Source organism: Vibrio sp. 10N.222.54.A3, from assembly GCF_041474095.1.
GTDB lineage: Bacteria > Pseudomonadota > Gammaproteobacteria > Enterobacterales > Vibrionaceae > Vibrio > Vibrio crassostreae_C.
In genome coordinates, this window is record NZ_JBFRTN010000061.1 from 1 (window position 1) to 19,168 (window position 19,168).

General features: G+C 45.5%; 17 protein-coding genes. 3 read left to right on the plus strand and 14 right to left on the minus strand.

What is annotated here, in order from left to right; genetic code table 11:
* Positions 1–18: 18 nt before the first annotated feature.
* Positions 19–801: a class I SAM-dependent methyltransferase gene (locus AB4507_RS13685; RefSeq protein ID WP_017060724.1), complete on the minus strand. Its 783-nt coding sequence runs from the start codon at positions 799–801 to the stop codon at positions 19–21.
* Positions 802–854: 53 nt separating this feature from the next.
* On the opposite strand from AB4507_RS13685, the gene gloB reads away from it, so the two are divergent.
* From gloB to AB4507_RS13700, 3 genes are all read left to right on the plus strand, one after another.
* On the plus strand, positions 855–1,613 hold the full coding sequence (gene gloB, locus AB4507_RS13690; protein WP_017060725.1) for a hydroxyacylglutathione hydrolase: 759 nt from the start codon (positions 855–857) through the stop codon (positions 1,611–1,613).
* A 70-nt stretch (positions 1,614–1,683) separates the two neighbouring features.
* Entirely contained in the window at positions 1,684–3,258 is a 1,575-nt protein-coding gene (locus AB4507_RS13695; RefSeq protein WP_017063374.1) for a LysM peptidoglycan-binding domain-containing protein, read from the plus strand.
* Complete coding sequence (locus tag AB4507_RS13700; protein WP_017060727.1) at positions 3,255–3,941, plus strand: YIP1 family protein; 687 nt, start codon at positions 3,255–3,257, stop codon at positions 3,939–3,941. The genes AB4507_RS13695 and AB4507_RS13700 overlap by 4 nt, the downstream gene beginning before the upstream one ends.
* Before the next feature lie 106 nt (positions 3,942–4,047).
* Here the strand turns inward: AB4507_RS13700 and AB4507_RS13705 are convergent, their stop codons facing one another.
* The 13 genes from AB4507_RS13705 to bamA form a co-directional block, all read right to left on the minus strand.
* The gene (locus AB4507_RS13705; protein ID WP_017060728.1) at positions 4,048–4,890 is read right to left on the minus strand and encodes an endonuclease/exonuclease/phosphatase family protein; all 843 of its coding nucleotides are present in this window, start codon (positions 4,888–4,890) and stop codon (positions 4,048–4,050) included.
* 59 nt (positions 4,891–4,949) lie between these two features.
* Positions 4,950–5,288, minus strand: a complete 339-nt coding sequence (gene glnB / locus AB4507_RS13710) for a nitrogen regulatory protein P-II (RefSeq protein ID WP_017063373.1) — start codon at positions 5,286–5,288, stop codon at positions 4,950–4,952.
* Between the two features lie 130 nt (positions 5,289–5,418).
* Positions 5,419–5,742: a cytochrome c gene (locus AB4507_RS13715; RefSeq protein WP_170791809.1), complete on the minus strand. Its 324-nt coding sequence runs from the start codon at positions 5,740–5,742 to the stop codon at positions 5,419–5,421.
* Positions 5,743–5,788: 46 nt separating this feature from the next.
* Positions 5,789–7,123 (minus strand): tRNA lysidine(34) synthetase TilS, encoded by a 1,335-nt coding sequence (gene tilS / locus AB4507_RS13720; protein WP_017060730.1) that lies wholly within the window; start codon positions 7,121–7,123, stop codon positions 5,789–5,791.
* Between the two features lie 124 nt (positions 7,124–7,247).
* A complete protein-coding gene (gene accA, locus AB4507_RS13725) occupies positions 7,248–8,207 on the minus strand; it encodes an acetyl-CoA carboxylase carboxyl transferase subunit alpha (protein WP_017060731.1) in 960 nt (319 codons plus the stop codon).
* A gap of 45 nt (positions 8,208–8,252) precedes the next feature.
* Positions 8,253–11,732, minus strand: a complete 3,480-nt coding sequence (gene dnaE, locus AB4507_RS13730) for a DNA polymerase III subunit alpha (RefSeq protein WP_102394428.1) — start codon at positions 11,730–11,732, stop codon at positions 8,253–8,255.
* Positions 11,733–11,844: 112 nt separating this feature from the next.
* A complete protein-coding gene (gene rnhB / locus AB4507_RS13735) occupies positions 11,845–12,465 on the minus strand; it encodes a ribonuclease HII (RefSeq protein ID WP_372182838.1) in 621 nt (206 codons plus the stop codon).
* Positions 12,466–12,498: 33 nt separating this feature from the next.
* Positions 12,499–13,695, minus strand: a complete 1,197-nt coding sequence (gene lpxB, locus AB4507_RS13740) for a lipid-A-disaccharide synthase (protein ID WP_102320145.1) — start codon at positions 13,693–13,695, stop codon at positions 12,499–12,501.
* Positions 13,696–13,824: 129 nt separating this feature from the next.
* A complete protein-coding gene (lpxA, locus tag AB4507_RS13745) occupies positions 13,825–14,613 on the minus strand; it encodes an acyl-ACP--UDP-N-acetylglucosamine O-acyltransferase (protein WP_017069381.1) in 789 nt (262 codons plus the stop codon).
* A 1-nt stretch (position 14,614) separates the two neighbouring features.
* Complete coding sequence (gene fabZ, locus AB4507_RS13750) at positions 14,615–15,067, minus strand: 3-hydroxyacyl-ACP dehydratase FabZ (protein WP_009847408.1); 453 nt, start codon at positions 15,065–15,067, stop codon at positions 14,615–14,617.
* A 93-nt stretch (positions 15,068–15,160) separates the two neighbouring features.
* Positions 15,161–16,192, minus strand: coding sequence for a UDP-3-O-(3-hydroxymyristoyl)glucosamine N-acyltransferase (lpxD, locus tag AB4507_RS13755; protein ID WP_171732507.1), 1,032 nt, complete (start codon positions 16,190–16,192; stop codon positions 15,161–15,163).
* Positions 16,193–16,197: 5 nt separating this feature from the next.
* On the minus strand, positions 16,198–16,698 hold the full coding sequence (locus AB4507_RS13760; protein WP_017056311.1) for an OmpH family outer membrane protein: 501 nt from the start codon (positions 16,696–16,698) through the stop codon (positions 16,198–16,200).
* Between the two features lie 27 nt (positions 16,699–16,725).
* On the minus strand, positions 16,726–19,131 hold the full coding sequence (bamA, locus tag AB4507_RS13765) for an outer membrane protein assembly factor BamA (RefSeq protein WP_017069384.1): 2,406 nt from the start codon (positions 19,129–19,131) through the stop codon (positions 16,726–16,728).
* Positions 19,132–19,168 lie beyond the last annotated feature (37 nt).

Below are 19,168 nucleotides of genomic sequence, written 5' to 3' on the forward strand. Positions count from 1 at the left end.
CTATTGGGGGTCAGTTCACTAATCGGCTTTTTCTGTTTTTAGCGGATATGACGCTTTGGCTGAATCCATTGTACGGCGCGTATTGGTTCTAAAACTTGCCCCAACAGGCGAGAAACGTCGCTTAAGGTGCCAATGTGGTTTGATGGGTTTTAGCGGGTAAGTACGCTTACGAGCAACAATAAAGTATTGGCTTCCGGCGAAGGATGCACAACCACCTAAGCTGTTCTCCAACCACGTCCACATCGCTTGATACTTACTCATCGGAAACAGCGCGTAGGTGTCACAATGAATTACTTCATAGTTAAGTACACCTAACCAGTCTTTAATTCGACTTGGCGTGTACATACGCCCACTCCAAGGCAAGCTGTTCTTTCGCCAAGGCATCAAACTGGCAAGCCCAGTGACACTGATTGGGTTGAAGCCCGTGATAATGATATAGCCATCGTCCATCATCACTCGATCGACTTCTCTCAATAAGCGATGCGGGTCATTGCTATAATCTAATTGATGACTGAGCACCACAACATCAAAGCTTTTCTCCAAAAAGGGTAAATTATAGCCATCCGCTATCACATTATGTAATGGGTTCTGGATATCTAGGTTTACTTGATGTTGAATGTTGCATGTGCAGCTAGAAATCTCACTACTGAGGCCACCGAGCTTGAGCATATGGTAACCAAATAGCTTTGGGCACCACTCATCGAGTCGAGTTTGAATAGATTCTCTCAACCAGTCCCCATTGTGCAATTGCGCCCAAGTGTAAGGACGTTCAAACTTCTTTCTGCTACGTGCTGGCTTCATCAATAATCTGTCTCACTTATTCTGTCGCACTAATAGTGACTGGAGAACCAATAATGTTACATATCAAAAGCATACCTGCATTTAACGACAATTACATCTGGCTGATTCAAAATAGCGATCGCCGTTGTGCTGTCGTCGACCCTGGTGATGCGGCTCCAGTATTAGAGTACTTGGCACACCATGAGCTAACTTTAGATGCAATCTTGATTACACACCACCACCACGATCACATTGGTGGTGTTCCAGAACTCGTTAGACAATTTCCCGGCGTGGATGTTGTCGGTCCAAGGAATGAACCTATCCCTACCTTAACTCATCCGGTCGATGATGGTGATCAATTAGAACTGTTTGGCGAAGTATTCCTCGTCCTAGGGCTCAGTGGCCATACTGCGGGTCATATTGGTTATGTGGGCGATGCCAAACTGTTTTGTGGTGATGTGTTGTTCTCTGCGGGCTGTGGCCGAATCATGGAAGGCACACCACAACAGATGTTCGATGCACTGAATAAGATCACGGCTCTGCCTCAAGAAACCGAAGTTTATTGTGCACATGAGTACACTGCAGCCAATATCGCTTTCGCATTAGCCGTAGAGCCTGATAACCAACATTTGCAGCAATATCGCGACCAAGTGAACCGACTTCGCGCTCAAAATAAGTCGACCATCCCCACAAATTTGAGACAAGAGAAGTTTGTGAACCCCTTCCTGCGCTATACCGAGCCAAGTGTAGTGAAATCAGTGTCTAATCGCACCGAGCAGACCGATCCTTTATCGGTATTCACCGCTTTACGTGCGTGGAAGAACGAATTTTAACAAATACAGACTTGTCACTCATAGGGGGTGGCAAGTATTATCATCGGCCGTTAATTAAAAAGGCTGTAACATGCGAGTTAAGTACAGCTGGGCTTTGGTATTACTACTTTCTGGTTGCCAATTAACTCAGTCAGAGAATCCAGACCAAGCTTCCGAGCAAACCAACACATCTCCTACTAAAGAAGTTTCTCAAGCGAACGTTTCATCAGAAGCAACAGCCAAAGAAGATCAAAAAGTTGAAGCACCTGTCGTTACTCCACAAACACAAGAAGATGTTTGGAAACGCATTGCGATGCAACTTGAAATGGAAGTGCCAGACCAAAAGAAGGTCGACTACTACCGAACTTGGTATCTCAAGCACCCGAGTCATCTAAAAACAGTATCAAAGCGTGCTGAACCTTTCTTGTATCTGATCACGACTAAGATTGAAGAAAAAGGCTTACCACTAGAATTGGCACTACTACCCGTTGTAGAAAGCTCTTTCGATGCATTTGCCTACTCTCATGGCAGTGCTGCTGGTCTATGGCAATTCATTTCAGGCACTGGCAAAGACTACGGGCTTGAACAGAACTTTTGGTATGACGGCCGCCGCGATGTTGCCGCCTCTACCGACGCCGCATTGGACTTCCTCTCAGATCTTAACCGACGTTTCGATGGCGACTGGAATCATGCGATTGCTGCCTATAACAGTGGTGGTGGTCGAGTAAACAGCGCAATCCGCAAGAACAAGAAGCTTGGCAAGCCAATCGACTTCTTCTCTTTGGACTTACCAAAAGAGACCAGCAGCTATGTACCTAAACTGCTTGCTCTAGCAGATGTCATTGCCAACCAAGAAAAGTATGGCATCGATATTCCGGCGATCCCGAATAAGCCAGTGCTGACTCTGGTTAACCCTGAAGAACAGCTTGATTTAGCCATTGCTGCGAACTACGCAGGCATTCCTGTCAAAGAACTTCAAGGTTACAACCCGGCTTACAACCAATGGGCAACGGCACCAGAGAAACACCAACAACTATTACTTCCTTTAGATTCAGTTGAGAAATTCAACAAAGAAGTCGCTGCCAATAAAGGCAAAGGCATGAAGTTGGTGCGTTACAAGGTTCAATCTGGTGACAGCATTAGCGTACTGGCAAGCAAATATAACACCACCAGCAAAGTGATCCGCTCTGCAAACGGTTTGAGCAACAACAATATTCGTATTGGCCAGCACTTACTTATCCCAACATCCACCAAAGACGACAAGACATACGCCCTAAGCGCCTCAAACCGCCTAGCAAGCACACAGTCGAAGAGTCGTGGTCAATATAAGCTCAGCCATACTGTAAGAAGTGGTGACAGCCTATGGACGATTGCACGCGCAAATAAGGTCTCTCATCAATCACTGGCTAAGTGGAATGGCATGGGACCACGCGACACGCTTAGAGTTGGTCAAGAACTGGTCATTTGGAAGAACGGCTCAGACGGCGCCATCATCCGTACGATCTTTTATAACGTAAGATCGGGTGACACAGTCAGCGGTATTGCATCAAAGTTCAAAGTAAAAAGTACAGATGTTGTAAAATGGAACACTTTGCAGAACAAAAAATACCTACAGCCAGGACAAAAACTGAAGCTGTATGTTGATGTAACTAAGGTAAGTGTATGAACCCGTCAAGTAACCCACTCGTCATGCTGTTGGATATATTCCGTTCGCCAACAGCTTGTTTCTTAGCGCTTTATCAACGAAGTGCTTGGGGATGGCAACCCTACGTCGTATTAATGCTCAGCCCATTTTTGTTTTGGGGTGCTTATTTTTCGAATGTAGATTTTGCATGGTTAAGTGCAGAGCTCTCGCAGCAACTGGCTCAAACGAACCCTGACCAATTGGCGTTACTTGACAGCAATACCTTACTCGCAAGTGAAATCATCAGCGACGTATTTGGCCGAACATTAACCATCGTTCTATTGGCATTCTGGTTTAACCTAGCAACCAAGCCAAGCCAACATCAGCACAGCTTTTGGCGATGGTTTGCAGCGGCATCGGTTGTTATATTCCCAGCTGTTTTAGGTGATGTAGCAAGCTACGCAAGCCTGATACTCAAGCATGGACATGTGATGAACTACGCTGCCGACTTGAACAGCTTAAATGGCTTGATCAAGTTACCGCTAACTAATGATTGGTCACAGTTTGCTAGCTCATTACCACTGCTTCTGCCATGGTACATCGTGCTAGGTTATGCTGCGGTATTAACGTGGACTGAGTTTGAACGCGGGCAAGCGCTTGTGATTTCAGGCTTACCATGGGTTGGCTACTACCTAATCTGGGCGCTCTACATTTTAATCTTTTAAGTAGAAGAGATAAGGCTAGCGAAGACTCTCTAGCCTATTGTTCCGTTAGATTTCCCAAGGTAACCACCGTGCGAATGGTTAAGTTCCAATGACTAATAGCTAATCACTATTTAGCCTTAAAGGTCACTCGCATAGGGTTATGATCAGAAGCGTCCGTAATGGGCGCTTTTGCTTTTTCTACCTCTAGCCCTCGATAGAACACATGGTCGAGCACCAGTCCTGTAATGAACTGAGTTCTGTTATCTGGCTCAAAGGCAACTTCCGTCAAACCAACCTTCTCCAACGCATCTTTCAATACAGCAAAGCGAGCTTCACTCCAGCTATTAAAGTCCCCAGCAAAAATAACCGGCCCACGATACTTTTGCAGATTGTCAGTTAAGCTCTTGAGCTGAGCCTCGTAATCTTCCGTACCAAAGGTAAAGTTCACAGCGTGGATATTAATCACAGCCAGCTCTTCGCCATTGTTTAGTTGGTAACGCGACCAAAGCGCCGATTTAGGCAGTTGAAGCCAAGGTTCTTCATGAGTATAAGCACACGCTTCAATCGGTAAATGGGTTGCTAGGTTGAGTACCCCAGCACTTTGCTCAAAGGCCTCAAACGCATTAACACGTGTGCTTCCCCACTGTCCGCTCATTACCCATTGGCGAAGTCCTTCTGTCATACTAGCTTCTTGCAGCAAGACTAAATCGCTACCTGCCGACAGCTTATTTAACTCACTCTGCCAATTATTTCGGTTTTGCTTGTAGATATTCCACACCGTAATGTCTAAGCCATCAGACACATCAATCGCTTTCGGTGCAGAGTTTTGGTAGCAACTGTAGATGTCGTTACTGGTACTTTGAGAGGAAATGATCAGGTTGGGTTTATTCGGGATCACGAAGATAAAATGAAAACTAACGACAGCAAGCGTTATCAATAACGTGATAACAATGATGGTTTTCTTAAACATACAGCACCCTACCAGAGATGAAAAAGGAGCGATAAACGCTCCTTTTAGGGTAATAGTTTTTATACGGCGTCTTCGTCTTCTTCGCCAGTACGAATACGTACCACACGTTCAACTTCAGTAATGAAGATCTTACCGTCACCAATTTTACCTGTTTGAGCCGTCTCAATGATGGTATCAACACATTGGTCAGCCACTTCGTCGGTCACAACGATTTCTAGTTTCACTTTAGGTAAAAAGTCGACCATGTACTCTGCGCCGCGGTATAGCTCAGTATGACCTTTTTGACGTCCAAAGCCTTTAACTTCAGATACTGTCATACCCGTAATACCCACTTCTGCAAGTGCTTCACGTACATCATCAAGTTTGAATGGCTTGATAATGGCTTCAATCTTTTTCATGTTCATCCCTTAAACTGTGCGAATGGCTCATTATCGGTTAGCTATAGTAAACATTCAATGAAAAAAGCCAGAGCTTTAAAGCTCTGGCTCGAAATTTATCATCTTGTTTAATCAGCGCTTTGAGAAGGTTTTACTTAAGGCTTGCGTAGTAAGCGGCTAGATTTGCGATGTCTTCATCACTCAGCATTGAAGCTTGAGCCTGCATTACAGCGGCCAAACCGCCGGTGCGCTGGCCATTCTTATAGGCCTTAATTGATGAAGCGATGTATTGCTCGTTTTGACCTTTAAGGTTTGGATAGCCAGGGATCACTGCGATACCGTCTGCACCATGACATGCCGCACAGATTGCTGCTTTAGCTTGACCCGCAGCAACATCAGCCGCCAGAGCGTTACCACTCAATAGTCCAAATCCAAGAACTAATCCTAGTGTAATTTTCTTCATTGCATATTCCATTAATTATTTTTATTAAAGTGACGGTGAATTGTGACATAAACTTTTTCTACTTGCTCCAAAGCGCTTCACAATCTTGACCTTCGTAGTTTTTATCTACGAATAAGCCTAAAACAGCGATCACTCGATCGCCATCCATTAATATCGGCGTTCTGCGTCTTAACCAACTGGGTACTTGGTACTCTTGAAACAACTTCTTAAGCTTCCTGCTATGACCGCGCCCAACAGGGTGTGCTGACAATCCCTCAGGGTTAAATATCACTCGCAGTGTTCCTCTCGTTGTGTTGAGACTAAAATGTTGCGCATCACAGTGGTTAGATACACCATCACTCGCCGCTGAAGTTAAGTGTAGTTCCCCTAAACCGTCAGGCAAAACTAAGCTCTCTTCCATCGAGATATCACTTTGCCAGTTCGACAAGTCTTTGGTCTCTTTTACGACATGGAGCTGATGATTAAAACGTCTAACCTCAACCTCATTCAACACCAGCTTAGGGTTGGCGTCTGCCTGAGCACATGCCACCTCATCCCATATAAGTTTGAGCTGCTTTTGGCTCGGCATCGGTTGATTACAGCGGCTCAGCCACATTCTTAATAAGCGTGCACGCAGTAAATCAGAGTACTGAGATAATACCTCAATACTTAAGCTGTGCTTCTCAGTCAAAGCTTGTTGTAAGTGAGATTCTAACAACTCATCCAACAGTAACTCTTGCTCTGCACATAGCTGAGCACTACGACTGACCGATTCTCGAAAACTAGGCCAACGCTCGGTCAGTGTCGGAGTGACTTGATGACGAATAAAATTACGGTCAAAGCGAACGTCTTGATTACTCTCATCTTCTACCCAAGTTAAAGCCATATCGCGCGCCGCCACTTCAATATCCGTTCTCGTCACCGACAGCAGTGGGCGAACGATATGAGCACCTGAAAATGGCATCACTTTCGCCATTGAAGAGAGCCCTTTCGGACCACTGCCACGCTTAAGAGCTAACAAGAAGGTCTCGACTTGGTCATCGATGTGCTGGCCTGTCACTAACACATCACCTTGTCTAATATGCTTTTTAAGGGCTTGGTATCGCGCGTCTCGAGCCAGCTTTTCAACGCTTTCTCCACGGCTAATATCTAGCGAGACTCGTTCAATGAACAAGGATACCGACAAAGCATCACACCATGTTTTGCACTGCTCTGCCCAATAATCAGCATTGTTGCTTAAGCCGTGGTGAACATGTACCGCACAGCAATCGATGTGATGGGACTTAGCGAATTGGGCAGCCAACTCCAACAACACTCGTGAATCGACACCACCACTGAAAGCGACGATCAACCGACAAGGCTTAAGCGCGCTTTGATCAAGTACAGATGTGAAGGTATCAATTAAGTGTGTCATGAGGCTAATAAACCAAGAGATCGTGTTTTAAGGGATAATGTTTTAATAATAAAAAAGGGGTGGCACTGATTCCAACCCTTTCATCATTTGTTCGTATAGCTAGCCTTATCGCTAAGGCAAGTTATCAGCAGTAGCCGTAGCTCATTAGACGCTGGTAACGACGCTCAAGCAGCGTTTCGTTATCAAACTGCTCTAGCTCTTCTAGCTGTTTAACTAACATGTCTTTCATGTTTTGAGCGGTTTGTGCAGGGTCGCGGTGCGCGCCACCTAGAGGCTCAGGAATGATTTCGTCGATAAGCTCAAGCTCTTTAAGACGAGGAGCAATCAGGCCCATCGCTTCAGCTGCTTGTGGTGCTTTATCTGAATCGCGCCATAAGATTGAAGCACAACCTTCTGGAGAGATTACTGAGTACGTAGAGTACTGAAGCATGTTCACGTAGTCACCAACACCAATCGCTAGTGCGCCACCAGAACCGCCTTCACCCACAACGTTACAGATAACAGGAACTGAAAGGCCAGCCATCACTTTTAGGTTTTTAGCGATAGCTTCAGATTGACCACGCTCTTCAGCACCAACACCTGGGTATGCGCCCGCTGTGTCGATGAAAGTAATAATAGGCATGTTGAAACGCTCAGCAGTTTCCATTAGACGTAGCGCCTTACGGTAACCTTCTGGCTTCGGCATACCAAAGTTACGGATCACTTTCTCTTTAGTCTCACGACCTTTCTGGTGACCAATAACCATAACAGGACGGCCATTTAGACGAGCCATACCACCCACAATAGCTTTGTCGTCAGCGTAAGCGCGATCGCCCGCCATCTCTTCAAACTCTGTGAATGCATGCTCCAGGTAATCTTTGGTGTAAGGACGTTGAGGGTGACGAGCAAGTTGAGCTACCTGCCATGCACCTAAGTCACTAAAGATTTTCTGTTTAAGCTCTAAGCTTTTTTTCTCTAGTTGTTCGATTTCTTTGTCTAGATCTACCGCTGTGTCACCACCGTGACGCGAAACGTCACGTAGCGCTTCGATTTTTGCTTCAAGTTCAGCGATAGGCTTTTCAAATTCTAGAAAGTTCAGGCTCATCTATGAATCCTTGTTGATTCAGCTCCGCATTCGCGAAGCTAAATTTTAGTTAAATTCGAGTTCTACTTGGCTATTTCCAAGCAGCTGTTTTAATTCGTCTAGTAATGTATCACTTGGCGTCACGCGCCATTCTGTGCCCAATGTTAACCGCGCTCTAGCGTCGGCACGCTGGTAGTATACATTGACTGGGACCGTTCCGGCTCTATAAGGTTCTAAGATTTGACTAAAGCGTTCAAAAAATTGACCGTTAATTTGGGATTGGTCGATAGATATCGACACCCCACGAGCATATTTCTCACGGGCGCTTCCTAAGTCCATGACCTCGCGCGCGGACATTTTAAGCCCGCCATTGAAATCATCAAAGCTGACCTGTCCGGAAACGACCACAATTTTGTCTTTTTCGAGCAATTCTGCGTAGCGATCGAGCGCATCCGAGAACAACATCACTTCCATTCGGCCCGAACGGTCATCAAGTGTCATCAAACCAATTCGCGTGCCGCGCTTCGTCGTCATCACTCTCGCAGCAATCACCAAGCCTGCAATTGTTAGTGATTGGTCACGACGCGTTGGCGTGGCATCTTTCAAACGACAGCTGGTGTATTTCGCTAACTCTTTGATGTAAGCGTTAACCGGGTGACCCGTTAAATACAAACCAAGCGTTTCACGTTCACCTTCAAGCCAAACCTTCTCAGGCCATTTAGGCACTTGGGTATACTTGTGTTCAACCTCTTCCGGAGCGTCGGTCAACACGCCAAACATATCAGATTGACCAAAAGACTCGGCATGGTGATGTTGACTCGCTGCCTTCACCGCATCTTTCAAAGATGCCATCATCGCCGCTCGGTGAGGACCTAATCTATCTAAGGCTCCGGATAGAATCAACTTTTCGATAACACGTTTATTAACCTTCTTCAGATCAAGACGTGCACAGAAGTCGAATAAGTCTTTAAAGTAACCACCTTTATTTCGCGCTTCAATAATCGCTTCAATAGGGCCTTCACCGACCCCTTTGATCGCACCGATGCCATAAACAATCGCGCCATCTTCATCCACGTTAAAGCGGTACAGACCCGAGTTGATATCTGGTGGTAAAAGCTTGAGCTTCATACGGAAACATTCATCAACAAGGCCAATAACCTTCTCGGTGTTATCCATATCTGCCGTCATTACCGCAGCCATAAATTCCGCTGGGTAGTGCGTTTTCAGCCATAGCGTTTGATAAGAAACCAGTGCATATGCTGCGGAGTGAGATTTGTTAAAGCCGTAGCCCGCAAATTTCTCTACCAAGTCAAAGATCTTCATGGCCAGCTCGCCATCAACACCATTGGCTTCAGCACCCTCTTTAAAGGTACCACGCTGCTTTGCCATCTCTTCTGGCTTTTTCTTACCCATCGCACGACGCAACATATCCGCTCCACCAAGCGTATAGCCAGCAAGGATCTGTGCGATTTGCATTACCTGCTCTTGATACAGGATGATGCCGTACGTAGGTTCTAGCGTCTCTTTCAGCGATTCGTGTTGCCACGTTTCATCAGGGTAAGAAACCGCTTCACGGCCGTGTTTACGGTCGATAAAGTTATCTACCATGCCTGATTGCAGAGGACCCGGACGGAACAGGGCTACCAATGCGATAATATCTTCAAAACAGTCGGGCTGTAGACGTTTGATAAGGTCTTTCATACCACGCGATTCCAGCTGGAATACCGCGGTGGTTTCAGAATTTTGTAATAGGTTAAATGACGCTTGGTCATCAAGAGGAATCGACTCGATACGAACCGGCTCTTTGCCTTCTTTCTTCAGGCGAGGGTTTACAAGGCCTAACGCCCAATCGATGATGGTCAGAGTACGTAGACCCAAGAAGTCGAACTTAACCAAACCGGCGGTTTCAACGTCATTCTTATCGAATTGCGTTACTGGGAAGTTACCTTCTGCATCGGCATAGATTGGCGCAAAATCGGTGATCGTGGTGGGTGAGATAACAACACCGCCCGCGTGCTTACCGGCATTTCGCGTACAACCTTCAAGGATGCGACACTTATCGATCAGCTCACGAACTTCTTCATCGCCATCGTAAAGCTCTGGCAATGCAGGTTCAGCAAGGAATGCTTTCTCTAGCGTCATACCCGGATCTGGCGGTACAAGCTTTGAAATTCGATCGACGAAACCAAACGGGTGACCCAGTACACGGCCTACATCGCGGATTACCGCTTTTGCCGCCATGGTACCAAAGGTGATGATCTGAGAAACGGCATCACGACCGTACATTTCAGCCACGTGATCAATAACTTGGTCACGCTTATCCATACAGAAGTCGATATCGAAATCGGGCATGGATACACGTTCTGGGTTCAAGAAACGTTCGAAAAGTAGATCGTATTCAAGTGGATCGAGATCGGTGATATCCAAGGCGTAAGCGACTAGAGAGCCGGCACCAGAACCACGGCCAGGACCTACTGGCACATCGTTGTCTTTTGACCACTGGATGAACTCCATTACGATCAAGAAGTAACCTGGGAAACCCATGTTGTTAACAACTTCGAGCTCAATCTTGAGTCGCTCATCGTATTCCGGTCTGCGCTCAGCACGCACTTTTTCATCTGGGAATAGGAACGCTAGACGTCGCTCAAGGCCTTCTTCAGATTTCTTGATCAAGAAGTCTTCAATCGCCAAACCTTCCGTTGGGAAGTTAGGCAGGAAGTACTCGCCCAGACGAACCGTTACATTACAACGCTTAGCAATCTCAACACTGTTCTCAAGTGCTTCAGGGATATCGGAGAACAACTCGCACATCTCTTCTTCGCTACGAAGATACTGTTGCGCGCTGTAATTTTTAGGACGACGAGGATCGACCATAGTGAAACCATCATGAATTGCCACGCGGATTTCATGGGCATCAAACAGGTCTTCAGTTAGGAATACTACTTCGTTGGTTGCAACAACAGGCAAGTCTTCCTGCTCAGCAAGTTCTAGTGCAAAGTGCAGATAAGACTCTTCATCGGCACGCCCTGTACGAATCAACTCTAAATAAAAGCGATCGGGGAAGTGAGTCTTGTAAAACTCGACACTGCTCGCGACGAGATCACGGTTACCTTTCAGCAATGCCTTACCGATCTCACCTTCCTTCGCACCGGATAAGATGATCAATCCTTCAGCGTTTTCGATTAACCACTCTTTGTCGATCACCGGCTGATGTTGCACGTGACCACGCAAGTAAGCTTTTGAAATCAGCAAGGTAAGGTTGTTATAACCTTTGTTATCAGACGCCAACACCGTCAGTTTCGTCAGTTCATCTCCAAATTCTGGAGATTGCATGAGGAAATCAGCACCAATAATTGGCTTAACCCCACACCCATGGGCAGTACCGTAAAACTTCACCAAACCACACAGGTTAGTGAAATCGGTCAATGCTAGGGCGGGCATACCCATTTCAGCGACTTTCTTAACTAACGGTGGCACCTTAGACAGGCCATCCACCATAGAAAAGTCACTGTGTACGCGTAGGTGAACAAATTTTGGATCTGACATTATTTTTCCTGAGTTCTAGGCTAGGGCCTAGGATTACAACTGAGTGTATTCTATTTTTTTCTGCAGCAAGTAAGCAAATTTATTCGAAGCTTAGCTCTGAGCCATGTAGCGTTTAATCTATACCAAGAATACGCTTTACTGGCTTAAAGCTCTTGCGGTAATGCTCGGTAACACCGTGCTTTTCAATGGCTTCAAAATGCGCCTTAGTCGGGTAACCTTTGTGTTTAGCAAAGCCAAATTCCGGATGAAGCTTATCGAGTTCTTCCATCTCTTGGTCGCGAACCACTTTAGCGATAATAGACGCCGCACTGATCTCTGCTACTCGTAAATCGCCCTTTACAATAGCCAGACCGTCCATTGGAAGTTGAGGAACACGGTTACCATCGATCAGTGCCATGTCAGGCCGAACGCTCAACCCAGCGATAGCGCGCTGCATGGCGACCATGGTTGCCTGCAGGATGTTCAACTCATCAATTTCTTGTGGTGAACAACGACCAACCGACCACGCCAATGCTTTCTCTTTAATTTCAGGAAGCAGAGCAAGGCGCTTTTTCTCAGACAGTTTTTTTGAATCGTTTAAGCCTTCGATTGGGTTGTTTGGATCGAGGATAACCGCAGCAGTCACCACGTCGCCAACCAAAGGGCCACGTCCTACTTCATCCACGCCAGCAAACAGCTGGTAGCCTTGCGGGTATTCAAATGGAGGAAGCTCTTTTTTCTCTTTTACTGCCATAACTAATCTCTTAATATTCTGTAAGTAAGCGCTTTATGCTTCAACAAAAGGTCGGTCAATCAATTTCAATACTGCGTTAGCGGCTTGTTTGTCTGCGTCTTTACGGATCCAGTGATGCATCTCGGTAAAGCGTTCGATCAAGGCACTGTTATCGGCTGATAGCATTTTATCGACAGACGGGAACAAAAAGTCTGGGTGGCACTCTTCAAGAATATGCTCTTTCACGATCTCTTCACCAGCCAAAATATTCGGCAGTGACACAAACTCAGTGATCGCCAATTTCTTAACAATGTAACCCGTCAGCTTATTTACTTTGTAACCAACCACCATAGGGCGTTTAAGCAACATACATTCGAGAGCCACGGTACCTGAAGCCAAAAGCACAGAATCAGCGGCGGTAATCACGTTGGTTGCCGTATCTTCGACTAACGTGAATTCAAGCTCAGGTGCGGTCGATTGCCAGATTTCAGTAAACTGCTTTTTACGTTGCTCGTTAACGAGCGCAACAACAAAGTTGATATCCGGATACTTCTGCTTAATACGCTGGCAAGTTTCGATAAATGGCTGAGCAATCAAACCCATCTCACCGCCACGACTGCCCGGCAGTACGGCTAACCACTGCTTGTCTTGATCAAGACCTAACAGCTCTCGAGCATCTTGTTTACTTGGCTCTAAAGGAATCGCGTCTGCCAACGTGTGACCAACAAACTCACAGGCAACGTTATATTTATCGTAGAACGCTTTTTCGAACGGCAAGAAAGCCAATACCAAGTCAGTTGCTTTGTCGATTTTAAAGATACGTTTGGGACGCCAAGCCCACACTGAAGGGCTCACGTAATGCACCGTTTTGATGCCAGCGTTCTTAAGGTCTAACTCAAGCCTTAGGTTGAAATCGGGCGCATCGATACCCACAAACACATCTGGCGGGTTTTGAGTGAAATACTTTACCAGCTCTGCTTTCACTTTTAATAAGCGAGGTAAACGGCCAAGTACTTCAACTAAGCCCATGACAGCCAGCTCTTCCATCTCGAAAAGAGACTCACAACCAAGCGCCTTCATTTTTGGTCCGCCAATACCCACGAATTCAGCGTTCGGGTACTGCGATTTGATTGCTTTGATAAAACCTTCGCCAAGCGTGTCACCAGAGAGTTCTCCGACAACGATACCTACGCGCAGTGGTTCAATCGAAACAAAGTCCGTGCTGTTGGTTGCTGTTTCTTGCTGTGCCATAGTTTTCCAATTCCCTTCTTGCCTAAAACAAAAAAGATCGCCTAATGATTAGCGATCTTTTTGTTATACCAATCTGATTAAGTAATTATTGTCATACTTACGCGGATTGGTACATAACCACATCGAGTATTAACGAATAATACCGCGCTCAGAGTTCTCTAGCATTTCAAGCATAGGAACTACCGAAGTAAACTCTTTTGCCATTTCCACTAAAGCCGCTTTCGCTTCTTCAAGTGTTTTACCTGAACGGTATAGCTCTTTGTACGCTTTCTGTAGTGCACGAATTTCAGGTTTCTCAAATCCGTTACGCTTCAAGCCTACTAGGTTAAGGCCGAATGGAGCCGCGTGGTTACCCTGTGCAAGCACGTACGGCAGTACATCTTGAACAACTGCAGAACAGCCACCGATGTATGCGTAAGCACCAATTGAGCAGAATGGGTGAATCGCAGAAAGTGCCATAACACCAGCGTAGTCGCCAACCGTTACATGACCGCCAAGAATAGCGTTGTTACCAATGTGTGTGTGGTTACCAACAATAACATCGTGCGCTACGTGAGCATTAACACAAAGTAAGTTGTCATCACCAATCACTGTGGTTGCTTTGTCTTGAACCGTACCACGATGGATTTGAACCGCTTCACGAATTACGTTGCGATCACCGATCACAACTGTTGTGTCTTCGCCGCCGTATTTCTTATCTTGGTTTTCTTCACCGATAACAGCGTGTGGGAAGATACGGTTTTCTTTACCAATGGTTGTGTGACCTTTGATCACAACGTGCGACATCACTTCAGTGTCGTCTCCAATGGTCACGTTACCAGCAATGTAAGTGAAAGGCCCAACCGTCACGTTAGCACCGATAGTTACATCACCTTCGATTACTGCTGCCGGGTGAATTTTCGCTGTTTCATGAATCATATTAAAACTCTCTACGAGCACATTTAAGTTCAGCTGAACATACAACTACGCCGTCAACCTTAGCAACACCATTAAACGATGCGATGCCACGACGTTCTTTTAAGAATTCAACTTCGATAACCAGTTGGTCACCAGGTACTACTGGCTTACGGAATTTTGCTTTATCAACACTTGCAAAGTAGTAAAGCTCGTTGCCAGAAGGCGCACCAAAAGATTTAAATGCTAGAAGGCCTGTTGCTTGTGCCATTGCTTCTAAGATCAACACGCCTGGGAATACAGGAAGTTGTGGGAAGTGGCCTGTGAACTGAGGTTCGTTAACAGAGACATTCTTAATCGCAGTCAGTGTTTTTTCTTTTTCAAAGCTAGTCACACGATCAACCATTAAGAATGGGTAGCGATGAGGTAATAGTTCCTGAATTTCAGTAATGTTCATCGTTGTCTGTTCAGTAGTCAAAGTCGTATTCCTATATATATTCTTTATTTAATTAGAAGGATTATAAACGAAAAAGACTCGCTGTACGCGAGCCTTTTATTAGAAATGCTGGAATTATGATTCCGCGCTCTTCTCGATAAGTTTTTCAACGGTTTTCAAACGCTTGTTCATTTCATCAATTCGATGAACACGCGTTGCTGTTTTACGCCAATCTTTATTTGGCTGTAAAGGAATACCTGAAGAGTACATGCCTTTCTCAGTGATGCTGCGCATTACCATCCCCATACCGGTGATTGTAACGCCATCAACGATTTCAATGTGACCATTAATCACACTGCCGCCACCAATAATACAGTACTTACCTATCGTCGTGCTGCCTGCGATGATAGTACCACCCGCAAGAGCAGAACCATATCCGATGTGAACATTGTGAGCAATTTGAAGTTGGTTATCTAAGATAACGTTATCTTCAATGATTGTGTCATCTAATGCACCACGGTCAATGGTAGTACACGCGCCGATTTCTACGCGGTTACCAATGCGAACAGAACCCACTTGCGGGATCTTAACCCACTCACCTTTCTCGTTCGCATAGCCAAAGCCATCAGAGCCAATAACAGTACTTGATTGGATCAGACATCCTTCACCAATCACAACTTCATGGTAAACACTTACGTTAGCCCACAGCTTAGTGCCTGCGCCAATTTTTGCATTTTTACCAATAAAGCAACCAGCACCGATGATCACATCATCACTAAGTACTACACCAGACTCAATCACAGCGTTCGCGCCAATAGACACATTTTGTCCAATGGTTGCTTCGCTAGAGATTGAAGCAGAATCAGCAATAGCCGCTGCGGGAGCAGGAGTAGTATCAAGCGCTTGAGCAACTTTAGCAAAAGCAACATAAGGGTCATTAACCACAATCACGTTAGTCTTGCACAGTTCACGCTCACTCTCTTTAACCATAATAGCGGACGCTTTACAGTCACCTAGGTGCTTGCTGTACTTCACGTTAGAAAGGAACGTAATGTTACCTTCTTGCGCTTTATCCATCGGAGCGACTGCTGAAACGGTAATTGTACCATCTCCGTGTAGCTCTCCCCCGGTAATCGTTGCCAATTCGGCTAAAGTCAGATTCTTCATAAAACTTATTTCAGTGCTTTAATTACTTTCTCAGAGATGTTGTATTCTGGCTTGCCGTATTGCAGAGCTTGAATATCAACGATCATGTCGTAGCCTTCTTTCTCTGCAACTTTCGTTACAGCATCTTGAATCACTTTGAATAGCTTCTGCTTCTCTTGTGCTTCACGACGTTGGCTTGCTTTTTCTAGTGCTTGAGCTTTGATTTTGTACTTGCTGTCTAGTTGGCCTACTTCGATACGTAGCTTCTCAACTTCGTCAGGACCTAGTAGCTCGCCATCACGCTTAAGCTTTTCAATCTTCGTTTTAGCTTCAGCTTGAATGCTCTGTAGCTCAGCTGCTTTGTCTTTGAACTCTTCCTGCATTTTTTGAAGAACAACTTCACGCTGAGGTAGAGCCTGGAATACTTGTGCAGTGTTTACATAACCCACTTTTTGCGCAGCTTCAGCAGCTGTTGCAAAGAAAGAAGAGCTAAGAACTACAAGGCCTAAACCTGCTGCTTTAATCATATTTTTCAAAATATTGTCCTTTAAATATTAGAAAGTTCTACCAATGGTGAATGTGAAGAATTCCTCATCATCACCTTCGTAAACTTTAATTGGTTTCGCTAGAGAGAAAACCAGTGGGCCCATCGGTGACATCCATTGAAGGGCTGCACCATAAGATGAACGGTAATTTGTTGGATCAGAGTAATCGTAGTAGTACTGGCCGCCACTGTTAGGTGCGCCACGGTCTACGAACTCTGTGTCCCACACACTTGCCATATCGAAGAAGACACTGGTACGAATTTGGCTGCGCGCTTCATCAGAAGCAAACGGCGTTGGTACAATTAACTCTAAGCTTGCTAAGGCAACCGCGTTACCACCCACTGAATCATCAGTAGCGGTATCATAAGTTGGGTTATTACCTGTGCTGCTGCCGTAAACGGCTTTCGGGCCAGCTGAGTTAGAGCCAAAACCACGTAGGGTTGTAAAACCACCTGCGTAGTAGTTCTCGTAGAATGGGAACAAGTTATCGTTACCATCTGTTTGACCATAACCATTACCATAGCCTAATCGGCCACGCATCAATAGTGTGAACTCATGCTTTTTGGTCAGCGGGATGTAATGTTTTACATCGTACTGCATTTTGAAGTACTGAGCATCAGAGCCTGGTACCGTCATTTTAGCGAAAGCACGTTGGTGGTTACCCTCAGTTGGGAAGAAACCACGGTTCAAATTGTTACGCGTCCATGAAATATTGATATCGAAGTCATCGGTTAAGATGTGCTCGTCACCGTATTGGTCGATACTTCTCGCGAACTGTTCAACTTGGATATAAGTCGGTACGTTACCGATCTTGTTGTGCGTATAGCCCACACCAAACTCGATACGGTTCAGCTCATCCATAGGGAAACCCCATGTTAGGCTGGTACCGTAACTTTGGTTGGTATAGTCGACGATGCCCGCTTCAGAGGCTTCAAATTCGTTGTAGAAGATCTTACCGCCTAAGCTCACACCATCAAGGTTCCAGTATGGGTCACGGTAGTCTAAACTCACGTTCTTTTGGTAATCATTCATCATGGCACTTACGCCAACACGGTTACCTGAACCTGCAAAGTTATCTTGTTGCAAACCAACTTGGAAACTAACACCTGATTCAGTACCGTAGCCAACACCAAAGTTGATACTGCCTGAGTTCGCTTCCTTAACGTTGTAAACCAAATCAACTTGGTCTTCACTGCCAGGAACACGCACTGTTTGTACATCAACCGTTTCAAAGAAACCTAAACGGTTAAGACGGCTCTTACCGGTATCAATGGACTTAGAGTTAAGCCAGCTGCCTTCCATTTGACGCATTTCACGACGCAGTACTTCGTCTTTCGTTGAGTTGTTACCCGTGAATCGAATATCACGAACATAGATACGGCTGCCCGCTTCTACATTGATAACCAACGACACTTCTTTGGTCTCATCGTCAAATTCAGGAATCGTGCGAACTTGTGGGTACGCGTAGCCAGATTCACCAAGAATTCGTTTTACGTTCTCTTCCAAAGACGTTACCGAAGAACCGTTGTACGTATCGCCGTCTTCGAATGGCACTAACGCTTCGAAGTCAGCCTCACGACCGATTAATTCACCACGGAAAGAGACATCTTTAACGGTGTAGGCTTCGCCTTCATCGAGGCCAAGCGTGATGTAAACACCTTTTTTGTCTGGAGAGATCGCCACCTGCGTAGAGTCAACCTTAAACTTAAGGTAACCACGGTCAAGGTAGTAAGATTTCAGCGCTTCGATATCACCGGCTAATACTTGCTTTTGGTATTTTTCATCCGCAAGGAAATTCCACCATGCAACATCAACATTCAGATTGAAACGACTAAGCAGTTCAGAGTCAGAGAAGACTTCATTACCGATAAAGTTGATTTGCTGAATCTTAGCGGATACGCCCTCAGTAAACACAAACTTAAGGTCAGAACGGTTACGTGGCAGAGGTGTCACAACCGCTTTTACTGTCGCGTTGTACTTACCAACACTGTAGTAAAAATCTTCAAGGCCTTTTTCAATGTTACTCAGCGTAGTACGGTCAAGGGCTTCACCTTCACGAACACCAGACGCATCTAGGTTCTGCTGAAGCTGTTCTTCTTTAATCGCTTTGTTACCAGAGAATGAGATGCTTGCGATGGTCGGACGTTCTTGAACTTGAACAATCAATACACCTTCATCACGAAGTACTTTAACGTCCTCAAAGTTGCCCGAAGCATACAATGCACGAATGATCTCAGACACATCGCTTTCATCCACTTCATCGCCAATACGTACTGGCATTTTCAGTAGAGCAGCACCAAGTGCAACACGCTGTAAACCTTCGATCTTGATATCTTGAACTACAAAGTTTTGTGCTCCGTTCGCAGCCACACTAGTGGCCAATAGACTTGCGAACAGAATTTGCTTAATCGCCATACTTATTCTAATTATTCCTTGCTACTACCAATGCCTG